This is a genomic window from Bosea sp. (in: a-proteobacteria), from assembly GCF_023953965.1.
Lineage (GTDB): Bacteria > Pseudomonadota > Alphaproteobacteria > Rhizobiales > Beijerinckiaceae > Allobosea.
Genome location: NZ_JAMLIX010000001.1, coordinates 1889000 through 1905768, shown reverse-complemented (window position 1 = coordinate 1905768; position 16769 = coordinate 1889000). Strand labels below are relative to the sequence as shown.

At 69.1% G+C, this 16769-nt stretch carries 18 protein-coding genes; 6 read left to right on the top strand and 12 right to left on the bottom strand.

Annotated elements, in window-relative coordinates; translation table 11 throughout:
- Positions 1–60 precede the first annotated feature (60 nt).
- From M9917_RS08745 to M9917_RS08730, 4 genes are all read right to left on the bottom strand, one after another.
- On the bottom strand, positions 61–624 hold the full coding sequence (locus M9917_RS08745; protein ID WP_367273914.1) for a VUT family protein: 564 nt from the start codon (positions 622–624) through the stop codon (positions 61–63).
- Positions 621–1343, bottom strand: coding sequence for a 7-cyano-7-deazaguanine synthase QueC (gene queC, locus M9917_RS08740; protein WP_297252784.1), 723 nt, complete (start codon positions 1341–1343; stop codon positions 621–623). The genes M9917_RS08745 and queC overlap by 4 nt, the downstream gene beginning before the upstream one ends.
- Before the next feature lie 11 nt (positions 1344–1354).
- Positions 1355–2299, bottom strand: coding sequence for a ribose-phosphate pyrophosphokinase (locus M9917_RS08735; RefSeq protein WP_297252782.1), 945 nt, complete (start codon positions 2297–2299; stop codon positions 1355–1357).
- A gap of 159 nt (positions 2300–2458) precedes the next feature.
- Positions 2459–2992: a hypothetical protein gene (locus M9917_RS08730; RefSeq protein WP_297252780.1), complete on the bottom strand. Its 534-nt coding sequence runs from the start codon at positions 2990–2992 to the stop codon at positions 2459–2461.
- Positions 2993–3173: 181 nt separating this feature from the next.
- Here M9917_RS08730 and M9917_RS08725 point away from each other — a divergent pair, with 181 nt between their 5' ends.
- From M9917_RS08725 to M9917_RS08705, 5 genes are all read left to right on the top strand, one after another.
- Positions 3174–3428, top strand: a complete 255-nt coding sequence (locus M9917_RS08725) for an accessory factor UbiK family protein (protein WP_297252778.1) — start codon at positions 3174–3176, stop codon at positions 3426–3428.
- A gap of 300 nt (positions 3429–3728) precedes the next feature.
- Positions 3729–4235 (top strand): type III secretion system chaperone family protein, encoded by a 507-nt coding sequence (locus M9917_RS08720; RefSeq protein WP_297252776.1) that lies wholly within the window; start codon positions 3729–3731, stop codon positions 4233–4235.
- 82 nt (positions 4236–4317) lie between these two features.
- Entirely contained in the window at positions 4318–5139 is an 822-nt protein-coding gene (proC, locus tag M9917_RS08715; RefSeq protein ID WP_297252774.1) for a pyrroline-5-carboxylate reductase, read from the top strand.
- Positions 5140–5205: 66 nt separating this feature from the next.
- On the top strand, positions 5206–5952 hold the full coding sequence (locus M9917_RS08710; protein ID WP_297252773.1) for a TetR/AcrR family transcriptional regulator: 747 nt from the start codon (positions 5206–5208) through the stop codon (positions 5950–5952).
- Between the two features lie 32 nt (positions 5953–5984).
- Complete coding sequence (locus M9917_RS08705; protein WP_297252771.1) at positions 5985–6344, top strand: tRNA-binding protein; 360 nt, start codon at positions 5985–5987, stop codon at positions 6342–6344.
- Between the two features lie 11 nt (positions 6345–6355).
- Here the strand turns inward: M9917_RS08705 and M9917_RS08700 are convergent, their stop codons facing one another.
- Positions 6356–6862: a GNAT family N-acetyltransferase gene (locus M9917_RS08700; protein ID WP_297252770.1), complete on the bottom strand. Its 507-nt coding sequence runs from the start codon at positions 6860–6862 to the stop codon at positions 6356–6358.
- A 190-nt stretch (positions 6863–7052) separates the two neighbouring features.
- Positions 7053–7679, bottom strand: a complete 627-nt coding sequence (locus M9917_RS21800) for an NUDIX domain-containing protein (protein ID WP_465246341.1) — start codon at positions 7677–7679, stop codon at positions 7053–7055.
- Between the two features lie 214 nt (positions 7680–7893).
- On the opposite strand from M9917_RS21800, the gene M9917_RS08690 reads away from it, so the two are divergent.
- Complete coding sequence (locus M9917_RS08690; protein ID WP_297254789.1) at positions 7894–8781, top strand: metallophosphoesterase family protein; 888 nt, start codon at positions 7894–7896, stop codon at positions 8779–8781.
- Between the two features lie 16 nt (positions 8782–8797).
- On the opposite strand, the gene M9917_RS08685 is transcribed toward M9917_RS08690, so the two are convergent.
- The 6 genes from M9917_RS08685 to dnaG form a co-directional block, all read right to left on the bottom strand.
- Positions 8798–9544, bottom strand: coding sequence for a glucose 1-dehydrogenase (locus tag M9917_RS08685; protein ID WP_297252769.1), 747 nt, complete (start codon positions 9542–9544; stop codon positions 8798–8800).
- Positions 9545–9557: 13 nt separating this feature from the next.
- On the bottom strand, positions 9558–11360 hold the full coding sequence (locus tag M9917_RS08680; protein ID WP_297252767.1) for an ABC-F family ATP-binding cassette domain-containing protein: 1803 nt from the start codon (positions 11358–11360) through the stop codon (positions 9558–9560).
- Positions 11361–11479: 119 nt separating this feature from the next.
- Entirely contained in the window at positions 11480–12181 is a 702-nt protein-coding gene (locus tag M9917_RS08675; RefSeq protein WP_297252765.1) for an SDR family oxidoreductase, read from the bottom strand.
- Between the two features lie 79 nt (positions 12182–12260).
- Positions 12261–12548: an HlyU family transcriptional regulator gene (locus M9917_RS08670; RefSeq protein ID WP_297252763.1), complete on the bottom strand. Its 288-nt coding sequence runs from the start codon at positions 12546–12548 to the stop codon at positions 12261–12263.
- An 80-nt stretch (positions 12549–12628) separates the two neighbouring features.
- Positions 12629–14632: an RNA polymerase sigma factor RpoD gene (rpoD, locus tag M9917_RS08665; protein ID WP_297252761.1), complete on the bottom strand. Its 2004-nt coding sequence runs from the start codon at positions 14630–14632 to the stop codon at positions 12629–12631.
- Between the two features lie 197 nt (positions 14633–14829).
- Entirely contained in the window at positions 14830–16722 is a 1893-nt protein-coding gene (gene dnaG, locus M9917_RS08660; protein ID WP_297252760.1) for a DNA primase, read from the bottom strand.
- Positions 16723–16769: the final 47 nt, after the last annotated feature.

Sequence of the window (16769 nt, the reverse complement as noted above, 5' to 3'; positions counted from 1 at the left end):
AGGGTGTCAGCCGAACGCGTGGCTGCTCATAGGCGAAAACCGCCGTAACCTCAACCCCGTTCAGGCCGCCGCCAGGCCCAGGCGCTCGTCGCGGCGGCGCAGGAGGTGCATCAGCGGCAAGGCGATGAGCACCATCCAGGCCTTGCCGAGGATCTGGCCGGCGAGGAAATCCAGGTTGCCGAAGGCCAGATGCAGGAAGACGAGGCTGTCGACGACAAGCCCGATCACGCCCGAGGCGAAGACGGCGGTGAGGAAGCGGCGCCGCTGCAGCGGCGTGTAGACGGCGAAATCGGCGAGCTCCGACAACAGGAAGGCGGCCGCCGAGGCGAGCACGATCGCCGCCGGCGCGAGCACGGCCGAGATCAGCGTGCCGGCCGCGATGGCGCCAAGCCCGGCGAGCGCGCCGAGGCGGCGCTGGACGATGTCGCGCAGCACCAGGGCAAGACCCACCATCACGACGCCGCTCGGCGCCATGATCCCCGGCCAGACCGGGACGAGGCAGGGGCCGCCCGGCACGCAGGTCGTGCCGGCATTGCCGATCATCCAGTTGGCGGCCGGAATCGTCAGCCCGAACAGGACGAGGGCAACGAGGCCCTCCATCAGGCGCTGGCGGTCATGGGTCATCGATCAGGTCCGCTGTCATCGGGCGCCGCGAGATACGCCGCGAAGCCTTTTGATCGCAAATCGCAGGCCGGGCAATGGCCGCAGCCATAGCCCCAGCCATGCCGGGTCGTCCTGTCGCCCAGATAGCAGCTATGGCTCTCCTCGATCACGAGGTCGAGCAGGGCCTGCCCGCCGAGCTTACGCGCCAGCGCGAAGGTCTGCGCCTTGTCGCGCCACATCAGCGGGGTGTGCAGGGTAAGCCTGCGGTCGAGGCCGAGGCTCAAGGCCACCTGCATCGCCTTGATGGTGTCGTCGCGGCAATCGGGATAGCCGGAATAATCGGTCTCGCAGACACCGAGCACGATGTGCTTCAGGTCGCGGCGATAGGCAAGCGCCGCGGCGAAGGCGAGGAAGATCAGGTTGCGCCCCGGCACGAAGGTCGTGGGCAGGCCGGCATCGTCGAAGGCGATCTCGCTCTCGCGGGTCAGCGCCGTCTCGGAGATCGCGCCGAGCGCCGTGAGGTCGAGGACATGATCGCAGCAGAGGCGGGCGGCATGGCGGGCGGAGAGCGCGGGCAGCTTGGCGCGGATCGTCTCGCGGCATTGCATCTCGACATGATGGCGCTGGCCATAGTCGAAGCCGATCGTCTCGACCGCCTCGAAGCGTTCGAGCGCCCAGGCGAGCGCGGTGGTCGAATCCTGCCCGCCGGAGAACAGCACGAGGGCGCGGGAATTGCCCAAGCCGGAACCTTTCAGTCGAACAGGCTCGATACGCTGGTTTCGCTCGCGGTGCGCTCGATCGCCTCGCCCATCAGCCCGGCGATCGAGATGACGCGGATGTTGCGGGCGACCTTCACCGCCTCGGTCGGCATGATCGAGTCGGTGATGACCAGTTCCTTGAGCTTGGAGGAGGCGATGCGCGCCACCGCCCCGCCCGAGAGCACGCCATGGGTGATGTAGGCATAGACCTCCTTGGCACCCTGCTCGAGCAGGGCGTCGGCGGCGTTCACCAGCGTGCCGCCGGAATCGACGATGTCGTCGATCAGGATGCAGGAGCGGCCCTCGACCGAGCCGATGATGTTCATCACCTCCGATTCGCCGGGCCGGTCGCGGCGCTTGTCGACGATGGCGAGCGGGGCATCGATGCGCTTGGCGAGCGCGCGCGCGCGCACCACGCCGCCGACGTCCGGCGAGACGACCATGGCGTTCTTCCACTCCAGCCGGTCCTTGATGTCGCGCGCCATCAGCGGCGCGCCGAACAGGTTGTCGGTCGGGATGTCGAAGAAACCCTGGATCTGGCCGGCATGGAGATCGAGCGTCAGCACGCGGTCGACGCCGGCATGGGTGATCAGGTTGGCGACGAGCTTGGCCGAGATCGGCGTGCGGCCGGACGCGCGCCGGTCCTGCCTCGCATAGCCGAAATAGGGGATCACCGCGGTGATGCGGCGCGCCGAGGAGCGGCGCAGCGCATCGGTGATGATCAGCAATTCCATCAGATGGTCATTGGTCGGGAAGGAGGTCGACTGGATGACGAAGACATCCTGCCCGCGCACGTTCTCCTGGATCTCGACGAAGACCTCCATGTCGGCGAAGCGCCGGACCGAGGCCCTGGTGAGGGGAATGCTGAGATGGTTGCAGATCGCTTCGGCGAGCGGCCGGTTGGAATTGCCGGCGACGACTTTGAAGTGAGAGGCCATGCCGTGGCGCACCGTTGCAATTGGCTCGAGCAGATGCCGGCTTCGCCGGCTCAATTCGAACGGCTCTTAACAGCGCGCCCGGGCAGAGTCGACCGCTGCGCTGCAATATCGGTGAGCAAAAAACCTGGGGGGCATCGCGGCGGGGCCTGACGGCCCGGCTCAGCTCTTCTTCCCGTCCGTGGCGGCGAGCCGGGTGCCTGCGCGTGCGGGCGCCTCGGCGGCCGGCGCGGTCACGAGGAAGCCCGCGATCGCGTCCATCGAGTCGGAAGCCGCCTTGGCGACGACGGTCCGGTCGATGCCGGCCCAGGGATCGGAGCCGCCGCTGCGCCGGCCGATGCTCTCGCCCTGGACGCGCTGGGCGCGCTGGCGCGTCGAATCATAGACGTCCCAGACGAAGGCGAGCGCGGTCTGGCCGTCCTCGGTCGGCTGGGCGGTGAGATAGCCCCTGACGCGGAAGCGCGCCGGCTTGTCGCCGGCGACGATCTCCATCCGGCGCTCGGCGGCGGCCTCGCCGAGGAGGCCGGCGAAGCTCGTGGTGACGTCCTCGGGCGCGCCGGAGATGCTCTGCACCGAGACCGGGACGCCGGGCGCATCGACGCGCGGGCGGGCCGCGCTCTGGCTGGTTTCCTGGCAGCCGGCGAGCGCCAGCGCGAGAACCGGCCCCAGCGCGAGGCCGCTCAAACGGTTGATCATGACGTCTCCCGCCCTTGGGGCCGTGGATCGTTTCGCGTTTCCCTGTACGCTGTTTCTAGGCCCAACCGCCGGCGAGGTCCAGATCGGCGGCCGGCGCCGGCCTCCCGGCGCGATTGCGGCCCGGTGCGGGGCTGCCTATAGGCTGGTCCGCGGAAGTTTCGCGCCCCGAAGGGAGAAAGCCATGGTCAACCCCGGCAACCGCATCCTCGACGACATCGCCCGCCTCGCGACGGATGCCGCCGGCGCGGCGCAGGGCGTGCGCCGCGAGGTCGAGACGGTGGTGAAGACGCAGATCGAGCGGCTGCTGCGCGATCTCGACGTCGTCACCCGCGAGGAGTTCGAGGCGGTGCGCGAGATGGCGCTGATCGCCCGTGCGGAGAACGACAGGCTCGCGGAGCGGCTGAAGGCGCTGGAGGAGCGCGCCGGCAAGCCCTGACGCCCGGCGCCGTTCACCCGCGCGACATGTCCACAACCATGTGCTGTGGACAGCCCTTCCGGGGGATTGAGCCGGCTGCCCGAATCCGAAGAGCGTCGCGCTGTGTTGGGAGCGTCACAGCGCCTGCGCTATCGTCGGTGGAAAGACTTGATTCGTCGGGCGGATTCGTCATGCCCCGCCGGATGGGAACGCCTCTCGCGAGGGATTCCGGGGTGTTGTGTTGCTTCAGGCTTTCCAGTCGCCGTGTCCTTCTTCTCGAACGCGCCGGAGCCTTGCGCTCCGGAAGGTGGACCCCAGGGCATGATGGACCTCGATTTGGATGCCGGACCGGATCGGCCCTCCAACCCTCTCGACCTGTTCGAACGCCTCGCCGCTCTCAACGACTGGTCCTTCGATCGCGACAGCGAGGATGAATTGTCGGTCGCCGTGACCGGCGGCTGGGCGGAATACCATGTCGCGATCACCTGGCTCGCCGAGGTGGAGGCGCTGCATATCGCCTGCGCCTTCGATCTCAAGGTGCCGGAGCGGCGGCGCGGCGAGGTGCTGCAGCTCGTCAGCCTCGTCAACGAGCAGCTCTGGCTCGGCCATTTCGATCTCTGGAGCAGCGAGAGCGTGGTGATGTACCGCCATGCGCTCCTGCTCTCCGGCGGGGCCGAGCCGACCGAGGGGCAGGCGGCGGCGCTGGTGGGAACCGCGGTCGAGGCCTGCGAGCGCTACTATCAGGCATTCCAGTTCGTCGTCTGGGCCGGCAAGACCGCGAAGGAAGGCATGGAAGGCGCGATCCTCGAGACGGTCGGCGAAGCCTGAGCCGGCGCGGCCGGGCTTGACCCGGCCTGCCGTTGCAGGCTCTGGTCCCGGAACGTCCCGTTCCCAAGCGACGAGAACCGCCATGTCCAATCCCCTTCCGCAATCGCTCGTCCTGATCGGCGCGGGCAAGATGGGCGGCGCGATGCTGGAAGGCTGGCTGCGCATCGGCATCGATCCGAAGGGGATCAGCCTGGTCGATCCCAAGCCCTCGGACGAGATGGTCGCGCTCGCCCAGGAGAAGGGCATGCGGCTCAACCCCGCCGCGAAGGAGCTGCCCGCCGCCGAGGTCGTCGTGCTCGCGACCAAGCCGCAGATGCTCGATACCGCCGCGCCCGCGGTGCAGGCCTTCATCCATCCCCGCACGCTCCTGATCTCGATCCTCGCCGGCAAGACGCTCGGCGATCTCTCAGCCCGCCTGCCGAACGCGAACGCGATCATCCGCGCCATGCCGAACCTGCCGGCCTCGGTGCAGCGCGGCGCCACGGCGGCGGCGCCCGGCAAGGGCGTGAGCGCGGCCCAGCGCGCCACCGCCGACGCGCTGCTCGCCAGCATCGGCCGGGTCGAATGGCTCGACGACGAGGGGCTGATCGACGCGGTGACGGCGGTGTCGGGCTCGGGGCCGGCCTATGTCTTCCATCTGGTCGAATGCCTGGCGGCTGCGGGCCGGGATGCCGGCCTGCCGGCCGATGTCGCCGAGCGGCTGGCGCGGGCGACCGTGGAGGGAGCCGGCGAACTCTTGTTCCAGTCGCCCCTGCCGCCCGGCACGCTGCGCCAGAACGTGACCTCGCCCGGCGGCACCACCGCCGCCGCGCTCGAGGTGCTGATGGCCGGGGACGGCATGGCGCCGCTGCTCGCCAGGGCGGTGGCTGCCGCCAAACGCCGCGCCGGCGAGCTTTCCGGCTGATCCGCCTTCCGCATGCCACGATAGCGGCTTAAATCTCCGTCGCCGCGAAGCGAGAGGAGCTGTCCCATGGCCCGCAAGCCCGTTTCCACCCCGCCCGTTTCCACCCCGCCCGAGTCCAGGCCGGTCGATCCGCGCAGGCGCGTGGTCGACGCCCTGATGAAGCTTGCCGCGGAAGAGCACTGGGACCGGATCGAGCTCACGGACATCGCCGCCGAGGCGGGGCTGACGCTGGCTGAGCTGCGCGGGCTGTTCCCCTCCAAGCTTGCCATGCTGGGCGCCCTGACCCGGATCGTCGACGAGGCCGTCCTCGCCGATACGTCCGACGATCTCGCCGGCGAGCCGGTGCGGGAGCGGATGTTCGACCTCGTCATGCGCCGGCTCGACGCGATGGCGCCCTACAAGGCGGCGTTGCGCCGGATCGCGCCCGCCTTGCGCCGCGATCCGCTGGCGCTAGCGGCGCTCAACCGGGGCGCGCTCAATTCCTGGCGCTACATGCTGGCCTCGGCCGGCATTCCGACCGAGGATTCGCTGGGTGCCGTGCGCGTGCAGGGCGCGGTGCTGCTGATGGCGCGGGTTTCCGAGGCTTGGCTGCATGACGACGAGCCGGAGCAGTCGAAGACCATGGCCCGGCTCGACCGTGAGCTCAAGACCGCCGGGCGCATCATGGCCCGCGTCGAGGACGTCCACCGGCTGACGGCGCCGTTCCGGGGGCTGGCGCGCGCGCTCTGCGCGGGGCGGCCGCCGAAGGGGCGGCGGCGCGAGCGCGCCTCCGCGCGCGGCGAGGACAACGAGGATTACGCGCCGGCGATCTGACCGGGCGGATGCGGGCCTGAACGGGGGGAAGCTTGAACGAAACGTCCGAAGTCGCCGCGCCGATCGGTTTTGCGGATTTCATGAAGGTCGACATTCGCGTCGGCACCATCGTCGAGGCCGAAGCCTATCCGGAAGCGCGCAAACCCGCGATCAAGCTCGTCATCGATTTCGGCGGCACGATCGGCCGCAGGAAATCCTCCGCCCAGCTCACCAGGCACTACCGGCCGGAGGAGCTGCCCGGCCGGCAGGTTCTCGCCGTGGTGAATTTCCCGCCGCGTCAGATCGGCAAGTTCATGTCCGAGGTGCTGACGCTCGGCGTCCCCGATGCCGATGGCGAGGTCGTGCTGATCGGCCCGGGACACGGCGTGCCGGAGGGCGGGCGGCTGTTCTAGGGCGCCGTGCGTCAGCCGGCGCGCGCCGCGGTCACCGCCCCGCTGCGCTGCTTCAGCACGCCCTCGACCAATTCCAGCGCCAGGAAGCGCGCCGGATCGGCCGGCCCCGGCAGCAGCAATTGCCCCGGCGGCAGCACCTTGAAGCCGAAGCGGGCGTAATAGGGCTGGTCGCCCACCAGCATCATCAGGTCGTGCCCGGCCGCGCGGGCGGCCTCGATCGAGCGCTCCATCAGCGCAGCCCCGATCCCCCGGCCCTCGAAGGCGGGATCGACCGTCAGCGGCCCGAGCATCAGCGCCCTGTGGCCGCCGGCCAGGACCGGCGTCACCTTGACCGAGCCGACGAGGAAGGTGCCGACATGGGCCGCGAAGGACAGCGCCGGATCGGGCGGCACGCCCTCGCGCAGGCGAAAGGCTGTGCGGGCGAAGCGGCCGGGGCCGAAGGCGCGCTCGTGCAGGCGCTCGATCGCGGCGGCGTCCGCGGGCACTTCGTGGCGGATGGTCAGGGGCAGGGATGTCATGACGATGCTGCTGCGAGGCGGGAGGCGAGTAGGCTTGAGCGAAGGCAGGCGCGTGCGGGCGCCATGCCGGGCGGGCGCATTCAGCGCGCCGGTCGTCGCAGGTCTCGCAATCCGGGCCCGATCATCATGACAGCGCCTCTACAGCATCGGGCCGGAAAGGGGAAACGGAAAAATCCGATGCGTCGACGGCTCACCAGTCCACGGCGGGCGGCTCTCCGGCGGCGATCTCCGCCAGCCGCCGCCGCGTCCCCGGCGTCGTGCCCTCCGGCAGGCGCTCCAGCGGAAAGAAGCCGGCCTCGGCGATCTCACGGTCCGGCTGCTTGACGCGTTCGACCCGGAATCGGCTGAGGACATAGACGGCGACGTGATCGCGGCGCGAGACCCTGCGGTTGAAGAAGATCCCGTGCAGGCGCGGCCGCGCGGTCGCGACAAGGCCCGCCTCCTCCGCCAATTCGCGCGCCAGCGCATCCTCCGCCGTCTCCCCGGTCTCGACGCCGCCACCGGGAAAATGCCAGCCGGATACATAGGTATGGCGGACCAGGAAGACCTCGCCGCGCTCGTTGAGGGCAACGGCACGAACACCCAGCGTCATCCCGCGCGCGAAGCGGAAATAAAGGTGCAGCAGCCGCCTCTGCAGGCGCTGCGCCGGCGGCGTTGGCCGATCCGGACCGGCGTTCGTCTGGTGCGCGGGCGGCTGCATCCGGGCATTTCCCAAGGGCGGGTTAATCATCCATGCGAAAATTGCATGGCGAACCATCTGGCAGGTCGTTTGTTCTGCCACAAACGCGCCCCAAATAAGGCCGATATCGCCGCGCATCGACAGGACCGAAGACCATGCTGCTCACCTTCATCATCGCCCGCCTCAAGGCCAAGCCGGCCTATGTCTGGAAGCCCGCCATCACGCTGACCGATTCGCGCATCGTGTCGGAACTGACCGGCGCCGCCAACTGAGGCCCCCCCGCCTGTTCGAAGTCCGGGCGCGCCGCCGGCGCGCTTGACTGACGACCTCCTGCGGGGGCAAGCGCTTGAGCGTGTTCAAGCTCGCGCATCTGTCCGACCCGCATCTGGGCCCGCTCGCCGGGTTTTCGCTGCATCAGCTCCTCGGCAAGCGCGCCACCGGCTATGTCAACTGGCGGCGCAAGCGCCGTCATGCCCATGACATGGATATCCTGGCGCGGATCGTCGCCGACATCCATGCTGAGGCCCCCGACCACATCGCCGTGACCGGCGACGTCGCCCATCTCGGCCTGCCGAGCGAATTCAACACGGCAAGCGCTTTCCTCGACGCGCTCGGCCCGCGCGAGAGGGTCTCCTTCGTGCCCGGAAACCACGATGCCTATGCCCGCTCCTCGCTGAAGCCGCTGGCGGGGCTGCTCGCGCCGTGGACCGCCGATGACGCGGGCAAGCCCGGCTATCCCTGGTATCGCCGGCGCGGGCCTGTCGGCCTGATCGGCGTCAACAGCGCCGTGCCGACCCTGCCGCTGATGGCGACTGGCCGCGTCGGCAGCGAGCAGATCGCCCGGACCGGCGCGCTGCTCGACCGCGCCCGCGACGAGGGGCTGATCCGCATCGTGCTGATCCATCACCCGCCTTATCGCGGCGGGGCGAAGCGCGGCCGCGAGCTCACCGATGCCGCCGCCTTCGAGGCCATGCTGAAGGACAAGGGCGCCGACCTCGTCATCCATGGCCATAACCACAATTTCTCGCTGGCCCGGCGGCCCGGCCCCGGCCGCGACGTGCCGATCGTCGGCGTGCCCTCCGCCTCGCTCGGCCCGCACGGCCATGGCGAGCTCGGCACCTGGCATCTCTTCCGCATCGAAGGCGATGCGCTGCAACCCCGGATCACGCTGGAGCAGCGGGGGCTTGCGGCCGACGGCAGCATCATCCACCGCCAGGAGACCGTGCTGCACCCGCCGTGACGGATGCGCCGCCGGCTCAGACGCAGCGCCCGCCATCGACGGGCAGCACCGAGCCCGTCACCATCTCGGCCTCCTCGGAGCACAGGAACAGCGCCGCATTGGCGATGTCCTGCGGCGTCGAGAAGCGGCCCCAGGGAATCGTCGCGGTGAAGGCCTTGCGCCGCTCCGGCGTATCCTCGCCCATGAAGGCGGCGAGAAGCGGCGTCTCGCCCGCCACCGGCGCGATCGCGTTGACGCGGATCCTGTCCGGCGCGAGCTCGACCGCCATCGACTGCGAGATCAGGTTCACCGCCGCCTTCGAGCCGTTGTACCAGGTCAGGCCGGGCCGCGGGCGCAGGCCCGCCGTCGAGCCGATATTGAGGATGACGCCGCCGCCATGCGCGCGGAAATGCGGCACGATCGCCCGCGCCATCAGATAGATCGCCTTGACGTTGACGGCGAAGATCCGGTCGAACTCCGCCTCCGCCACCTCGGTCATCGGCTGGTTGCGATGGGTGGTGCCGGCATTGTTGACGACGATGTCGAGCCGCCCGACCCGGCCGAGGATCTTTTCGACCGCCCGGTCGACGCTCTTCGCCCTGGCGACGTCGCAGGTCACGGCGAAGGCCTTGCGGCCGATCGCTTTGGCGGCCGCGCTCGCCTTGGCGCCGTCGATGTCGACGACCGCGACGCGCGCGCCCTCGCGCACGAAAGTCTCGGCGATACCGAAGCCGAAGCCCTGCGCCGCCCCCGTCACCAGCGCCGTCCTGCCCTTGAGTCTCATGGTCGCCTCCCCTTTAAGCCCCGATCTCTTCGCGCAGCATTTCCAGCTCCAACCAGCGCTCCTCGGCCTCGCCAACCTCGCGCGTGACCTCTTCCAGCCGCGCCGTGGCCTTCGCGAAGAGCTTCGGATCGCGCGTATAGAGATCGCCCGCCACGGCGGCGTTGAGCCTGGCCGCCTCGGCCTGCAACGTCTCGATCGTCTTCGGCAGCGTCTCCAGCGCGTGCTTCTCGTTGAAGGAGAGCCTGCGCCGGGACGCGGGCGCAGCCGGCGCCGGCGAAGCCACGGCCTTCGGCGCGGCCTTCTCCAACGCCCTCGCCTTGGCGCCGACGCCGCGCCCGCGCTGCGCCAGCATGTCGGAATAGCCGCCGGCGAACTCGGTCCAGACGCCGTCGCCGTCCGAGATCAGCACGGAAGAGACGACGCGGTCGAGGAAATCGCGGTCATGGCTGACCAGCAGCACCGTGCCCTGGTAATCGGCGAGCAGCTCCTGCAGCAGGTCGAGCGTCTCGAGGTCGAGATCGTTGGTCGGCTCGTCGAGCACCAGGAGGTTGGCGGGCCTGGCGAGCGCACGGGCCAGCATCAGCCGCCCGCGCTCTCCCCCTGAGAGCGCGCCGACCGGCGTGCCGCGCTGGATCGGCTGGAACAGGAAGTCCTTCATATAGGAGACGACATGGCGCGGCTGGCCGCCCACCATCACCTGGTCCGAACCGCCGCCGGTCAGCGCATCGCCGAGCGGGGTTGCCGGATCGAGGCTTTCGCGGCGCTGGTCGAGCGTCACCATCTCCAGCGCCGTGCCGAGCTTCACCCGGCCGGAATCGGGGAGAAGCGCGCCGGTCAGGAGGTTGATCAGCGTGGTCTTGCCGGCGCCGTTCGGCCCGACGATGCCGATCCGGTCGCCCCGCGCCACCCTGAGCGACAGGTTCTTGACGACCGTGTTGTCGCCATAGGCCTTGGTGAGGTTCACCGCCTCGATCACGAGCTTTCCGGAGGTCTGCGCCTCGCCGGCCTCGAGCCTCACGTTCCCGGTCGCGGCGCGGGCGGTGCGGCGCTCTTCGCGCAGCGCATGGAGCTCGCCGAGCCGGCGCTGGTTACGGGTGCGCCGCGCGCTGACGCCGTAGCGCAGCCAGTCCTCCTCGCGGGCGATCTTGCGATCGAGCTTGTGCCGCTCGAGCTCCTCCTGCGCGAGAACCTCGTCGCGCCAGGCTTCGAACGCCCCGAATCCCTTCTCGATCCGCCGCGTCACGCCGCGATCGAGCCAGACGGTGGCGCGCGACAGCGCGGTCAGGAAGCGCCGGTCATGGCTGATCAGCACCATGGCCGATCGCAGCGACTGAAGCTCCTGCTCCAGCCATTCGATCACGGCGAGATCGAGATGGTTGGTCGGCTCGTCGAGCAGCAGGATGTCCGGCTCCGGTGCCAGGACCCGCGCCAGCGCGGCGCGACGCCCCTCGCCGCCCGACATCGAAGCCGGATCCTCCCTGCCGGTCAGGCCGAGCTCGCCCAAAAGATATTGCGCGCGATAGGCATCGTCGCCCGGTCCAAGCCCGGCCGCGACATAGGAAAGCGCGCTGTCGTAGCCGGTGAAGTCCGGCTCCTGCGGCAGGTAGCGGATGGTCACGCCCGGCTGGACGAAGCGCTCCACATGGTCCGGCTCGACGAGCTCCGCCGCGATCTTGAGCAGCGTCGACTTGCCCGAGCCGTTGCGGCCGACAAGGCAGACGCGCTCCCCGGCCGAAACCGCGATCTCGGCGGCTTCGAGCAGGGGCTGCCCGCCGAAGGTGAGCGCGACGTCGCGCAGATGCAGCAAGGGAGCCATGATCCGTCCTGTGTCCTGAGCCTGCGGTCCGAGGCGTCTTGGCGCGAAGCGGCCTCGATCCGCAAGAGATCAGCCGAACGGGTCGATCGGGAGCCGTTCCGTGCGCCGGCGAGCCGACCTCAGATGCCCCGCATCAAGCCGCCATCGACCCGGATGTTTTGCCCGGTGATGTAACCGGCACCGTCCGAGGCGAGGAAGGCAATCGTCGCCGCCATCTCCTCGGATGTCCCGTAGCGGCCCATCGGAACGCTGCGCTGGCGCTCCTCGGTGGCCGGCAGGCTGTCGATCCAGCCCGGCAGGACGTTGTTCATGCGCACGTTGTTCGGCCCGTAGCGGTCGGCGAACAGCTTGGTGTAGGCGGCGAGCCCCGCCCGGGCCACCGCCGATGTCGGAAACAGCGCGCTCGGCTCGAAGGCCCAGGCCGTCGAGATGTTGATGATCGACCCGCCATTCTGCTTCACCATCACCGGGGCGACGAGCCGCACCGGCCGGACGACGTTGAGGAAATAGGTGTCGAAGCCAGTGTGCCACTGCTCGTCCGTGATCTCCAGGATATCCGCGCGCGGCCCGTGGCCGGCACTGTTGACCAGCACGTCGATCCGGCCCCAGGCATCGACGACCGTGTCGACGAGCCGCTTCAGATCGTCGGGCGACTGGTTCGAGCCCGTCACGCCGAGCCCGCCGAGTTCGCCGGCGAGCGCCGCGCCCTTGCCTGACGACGACAGGATCCCGACGCGATATCCGTCTCTGGCGAGGCGGCGCGCCGCTGCCGCGCCCATGCCGCTGCCCGCGGCTGTTATGATGGCGACCTTGTTGTCCATGGCTCATCGCTTCCAAAAGCTGTCGGATGGCTGCCCATCCTGAACCAGACCGACCGCTTTGGTAAGGCGATCCGCCGCCCTAGCGGAACAGGCGTTCGCCTTCCATGTCGACGATCTGCTGGCCCTTCACCAGCGTGAAATCGGCCGCCTCCGCCTGCCCCGGAAAGCGATCGGCGCGGATGAAGCGATGGCTCTTGGTCTCGCCTTCGACGACCTTCTCGATCACGCCGCAGAGCTGGTATTGCCCGCCCTCCTGATAAGGCGTCGCATGGATGGTGAAGCCGTTGTGCTCGATCGTCTTGACCGGTCCGGCGGGCTTCTCCTCGGCCGGCTTGCGGCCGCCGAACAGCGATTTCAGGAAGGACATGGCGCGCGCTCTCCTCGAACCCGGACAGCCGGGCGATACGGGGCAGGTCGACAAAGGGCACCGCGGCGCCCTTGTCCCGGTCAGTTGTCGAGGAAGCTCCTGAGCTTCCGCGAGCGGCTCGGATGCTTCAGCTTGCGCAGCGCCTTCGCCTCGATCTGGCGGATGCGCTCGCGGGTGACGCTGAACTGCTGGCCGACCTCTTCCAGCGTGTGGTCGGTGTTCATGCCGATGCCGAAGCGCATGCGCAGCACGCGCTCCTCGCGCGGGGTGAGCGAGGCCAGAACCCGCGTCGTGGTCTCGCGCAGGTTCGACTGGATCGCCGCGTCGATCGGCAGGATCGCGTTCTTGTCCTCGATGAAGTCGCCGAGATGCGAATCCTCCTCGTCGCCGATCGGGGTTTCGAGCGAGATCGGCTCCTTGGCGATCTTCAGGACCTTGCGCACCTTCTCCAGCGGCATGGCGAGCTTCTCGGCCAGCTCCTCCGGGGTCGGCTCGCGGCCGATCTCGTGCAGCATCTGGCGCGAGGTCCGCACGATCTTGTTGATCGTCTCGATCATATGGACCGGGATGCGGATGGTGCGGGCCTGGTCGGCGATCGAGCGGGTGATCGCCTGCCGGATCCACCATGTAGCGTAGGTGGAAAACTTATAACCCCGGCGGTACTCGAACTTGTCGACCGCCTTCATCAGGCCGATATTGCCTTCCTGGATCAGGTCGAGGAACTGCAGGCCGCGATTGGTGTACTTCTTGGCGATCGAGATCACGAGACGAAGGTTCGCCTCGATCATCTCCTTCTTCGCCTGCCGCGCCTCGCGCTCGCCCTTCTGGACCATCAGCACGATCTTGCGGAATTCCTGGATCTCGAGCCCGGTCTCGGAGGCGAGCGTGTGCACCTCCTCGCGCAGGTCCTTGATCCGGTCCTTCTCGGCGGCGACGAATTCCTTCCAGCCGCGCGAGCCGAGCTTGGAGACGCGCAGGAGCCATTTCGGATCGAGCTCGCCGCCGACATGCTGCTTGAGGAAATCCTCGCGCGCCACGCCATAGCTCTCGGCGAGGCGCAGGAGCCGCGTCTCATGGCCGATCAGGCGCTTGTTGATGTCGTAGAGCTGCTCGACCAGGGCCTCGATGCGGTTGTTGTTGAGCGAGAGCGACTTCACCGCGGTGATGATGTCGTCCTTCAGCTTCTTGTACTTGCGATCCTGCGAGGGCGAGAGCTTGGCGTTCTCCAGCCGGCCGGCGATGTCCTGGTCCTGCAGGCGGCGCAGCTTCTTGTAGTCGTCGGCGATGGCGTTGAAGGTTTCGAGCACGCGCGGCTTGAGCTCGGCCTCCATGGCCGAGAGCGACACGTTGTTCTCCATGTCGTCTTCGTCCATCTCCGGGGCGGCTTCGCCCTCCGGAGTTTCGGCCGGCTCGCTCTCCTCGGCCTCCCCCTCGGCGGCGACGGCCGGGTTCTTGCCGTCGGGGCCGGCATAGGTCGCTTCGAGGTCGATGATGTCGCGCAGCAGCACCTTGGCTTCGTTGAGCTCGTCGCGCCAGATGATGATCGCCTGGAAGGTCAGCGGGCTCTCGCAGAGCCCGGCGATCATCGCCTCGCGCCCGGCCTCTATGCGCTTGGCGATGGCGATCTCGCCCTCGCGCGAGAGCAGCTCGACCGAGCCCATCTCGCGCAGATACATCCGCACGGGGTCGTCGGTGCGCTCGGTCGGTTCGAGATTGCGCTTGGTCTCGGCCGGCAGCGTCTGGCGCGAGGCGTCGACGAGGTCGCCGCTCTCGGCCTCCTCCTCCTCGCCGTCCTTGCGGTTGGCGCGCTCCTCGCCGGCCGCTTCCGGATCCTCGTTGTCGACGACGTTGATGCCCTGCTCGCTGAGCTGGCCGAGCACGTCCTCGATCTGCTCGGAGGAGAATTCCTCCGAGGGCAAAACCTCGTTCAGTTCGTCATAGGTGACATAGCCGCGCTTCTTGGCGAGCTTGATCATCCGCCGGACCGCCTGATCGGTCAGGTCGAGCAGGGGGCCGTCGGTCGTCGGGGGCGCATCCGGCACGACCTGATCGGTCTTTTCCCGTTCGCTCGCTTTCGTCGCCATCAATCAGCGCTCCGCAGTCGCGCCGGCCATGGCCCGCGAGCCATATACCGACGCATAAAAGGGTGGCGCGACCGCAGGCCCGGCGCGCTCACCCAACCAAATCCAGTCGCAGATGGCACCAGACGTCGTTGACGAATCGTGAACCATCCCGACAACGCGCGCGCCGAACCATGCGTCGGGCCCTTCGCCGGGCTTTTTCAATCCTCGGACATGGCCTCAGTGCCTTCGATCGTCTCGAGGCGGGCCTTCACGTCCTTGATCCAGGCGAAATTGGCTTCGGTCGCATCGTCAGCCAAGGCGCGCTCGGCTGCTCTCAACTCGCTATTTAGCGTTCGCGCGCGATGATGCAAGACGATGGCCTGATGAATCGAGTCGAAAACCGATTCAGGATCAGCGTCTTGCGCGAGCTTGCGCCGCTCCGCCGGCCCGGTCACGGCCATCAGATGGCCGTGCGCCTCCCGGACGCGCGGCTGGGCCAGCCGATTCGCCAGCGCCTCCCGGTCGAGCCTGTCCTCGACCGAATCGAGCAGCGCCTGCCGCAGCCGCTCGGCCGCCGGCCCGTCGAGCGCAAGCTCGGCGATCTCGTCGGCGCAGCGCAGAATCAGCTCGGGATGGCTCGCCAGCGCGAGCAGGATGAAGGCTTCGCGCCGGTCCTCGCCGCTGAGCTTCGCCACCAGCCGCGATTGCGTCAGCGCGCTCGAGGCCCTGAGCGGACCGGCGAGCCAGGGCGGCACCTGCCGGCCGAACCCGCCACGCGGCAGCCCGGCCCCTCCCCGGCCGCCCCGGAAGCCGGCGGCCCCGCCTCCGCGGACCGGCGCCGCGCCGGCGAAGAGCTGCGCCAGCCGCTCGTCCATCTCGCGGCGGTAATGCCTGCGCGTCGTCTCGTCGCGGATCTGGGACAGCGGCTCCTTCAGCCGCCGCTCGAAGGCGGCGCGCCGCTCCGGCGTATCGAGCGGGCCGGCCTCGACCTCGCGCTGCCAGAGCATGTCGACCAGCGGGCGCGCCGCGCCGACGACCTCCGCGATCGCCTGCCGCCCGCCGGCACGGGCGAGGTCGTCCGGGTCCTGCCCGTCCGGCAGCAGGGCGAAGGAGAGCGATTTTCCCGGCTCCAGCAGCGGCAGCGCCAGGTCGATCGCGCGGCTTGCGGCCTTGCGGCCGGCCTTGTCGCCGTCGAGGCAGATCACCGGCTCGTCGGCCATGCGCCAGAGCAGCCCGAGCTGGTCCTCGGTCAGCGCCGTGCCGAGCGGCGCCACCGTCTGCGGGAAGCCCGAGAGCGCCATGGCGATGACGTCGACATAGCCCTCGACCACGATCGCCTGCCCGGTGTCGTGCGCGGCCTTGCGGGCATTGTGATGGTTGAACAGCAGATGGCCCTTGTGGAAGAGCGGCGTCTCCGGCGAGTTCAGGTATTTCGCCGCCACCTCCGCGCTCATCGCCCGCCCGCCGAAGGCGACGACGCGCCCGCGCGCATCGTGGATCGGGAACATCACCCGGTCGCGGAAGCGGTCATAGGGCACGGCGATCTCCTCGCCATGCACGAGCAGCCCGGCTTGCGTCATCAGCTCGGCCGAGACGCCCTTGCCGGCGAGATGGTCGCGTAGCGCGAAGCGATCGGCAGGGCCGTAGCCGAGGCGGAAGCGCGTGCGCGCCTCGCCGTCGAGGCCACGTGAAGCGAGATAGCGCCGGGCGGCCACGCCGCGATCGCCCATCAGCTCGGTCTCGAAGAACTGCGCCGCGAGCTCGACGACCTCGTGCAGCCCCTTGCGCTGCTCCTCCCGCGCTTGCGCCTCCGCGGTGATCTTCGGCAGGACGACGCCGGCTTCCGCCGCGAGCTTCTCGACGGCTTCGGGAAAGGAGAGCCCCTCGGTCTCCATCACGAACTTGAAGATGTCGCCGTTCTTGCCCGAGGAGAAATCGAAGAACGACGCCTTCTGGTCGTTGACGAAGAAGGAGGGCGTCTTCTCGGCGTTGAAGGGCGAAAGCCCCTTCCATTCGCGCCCCGCCTTCTGCAGGCGCACGCGCTTTCCCACGACCGCCGAGACAGGCAGCCGCGCCTTGATCTCCTCAAGGACGGAGGGCGGGAATTTCATGCCGTCTTATCTGGCCCCTGCGGCGCATCTTGCCAACCGCTGCGATG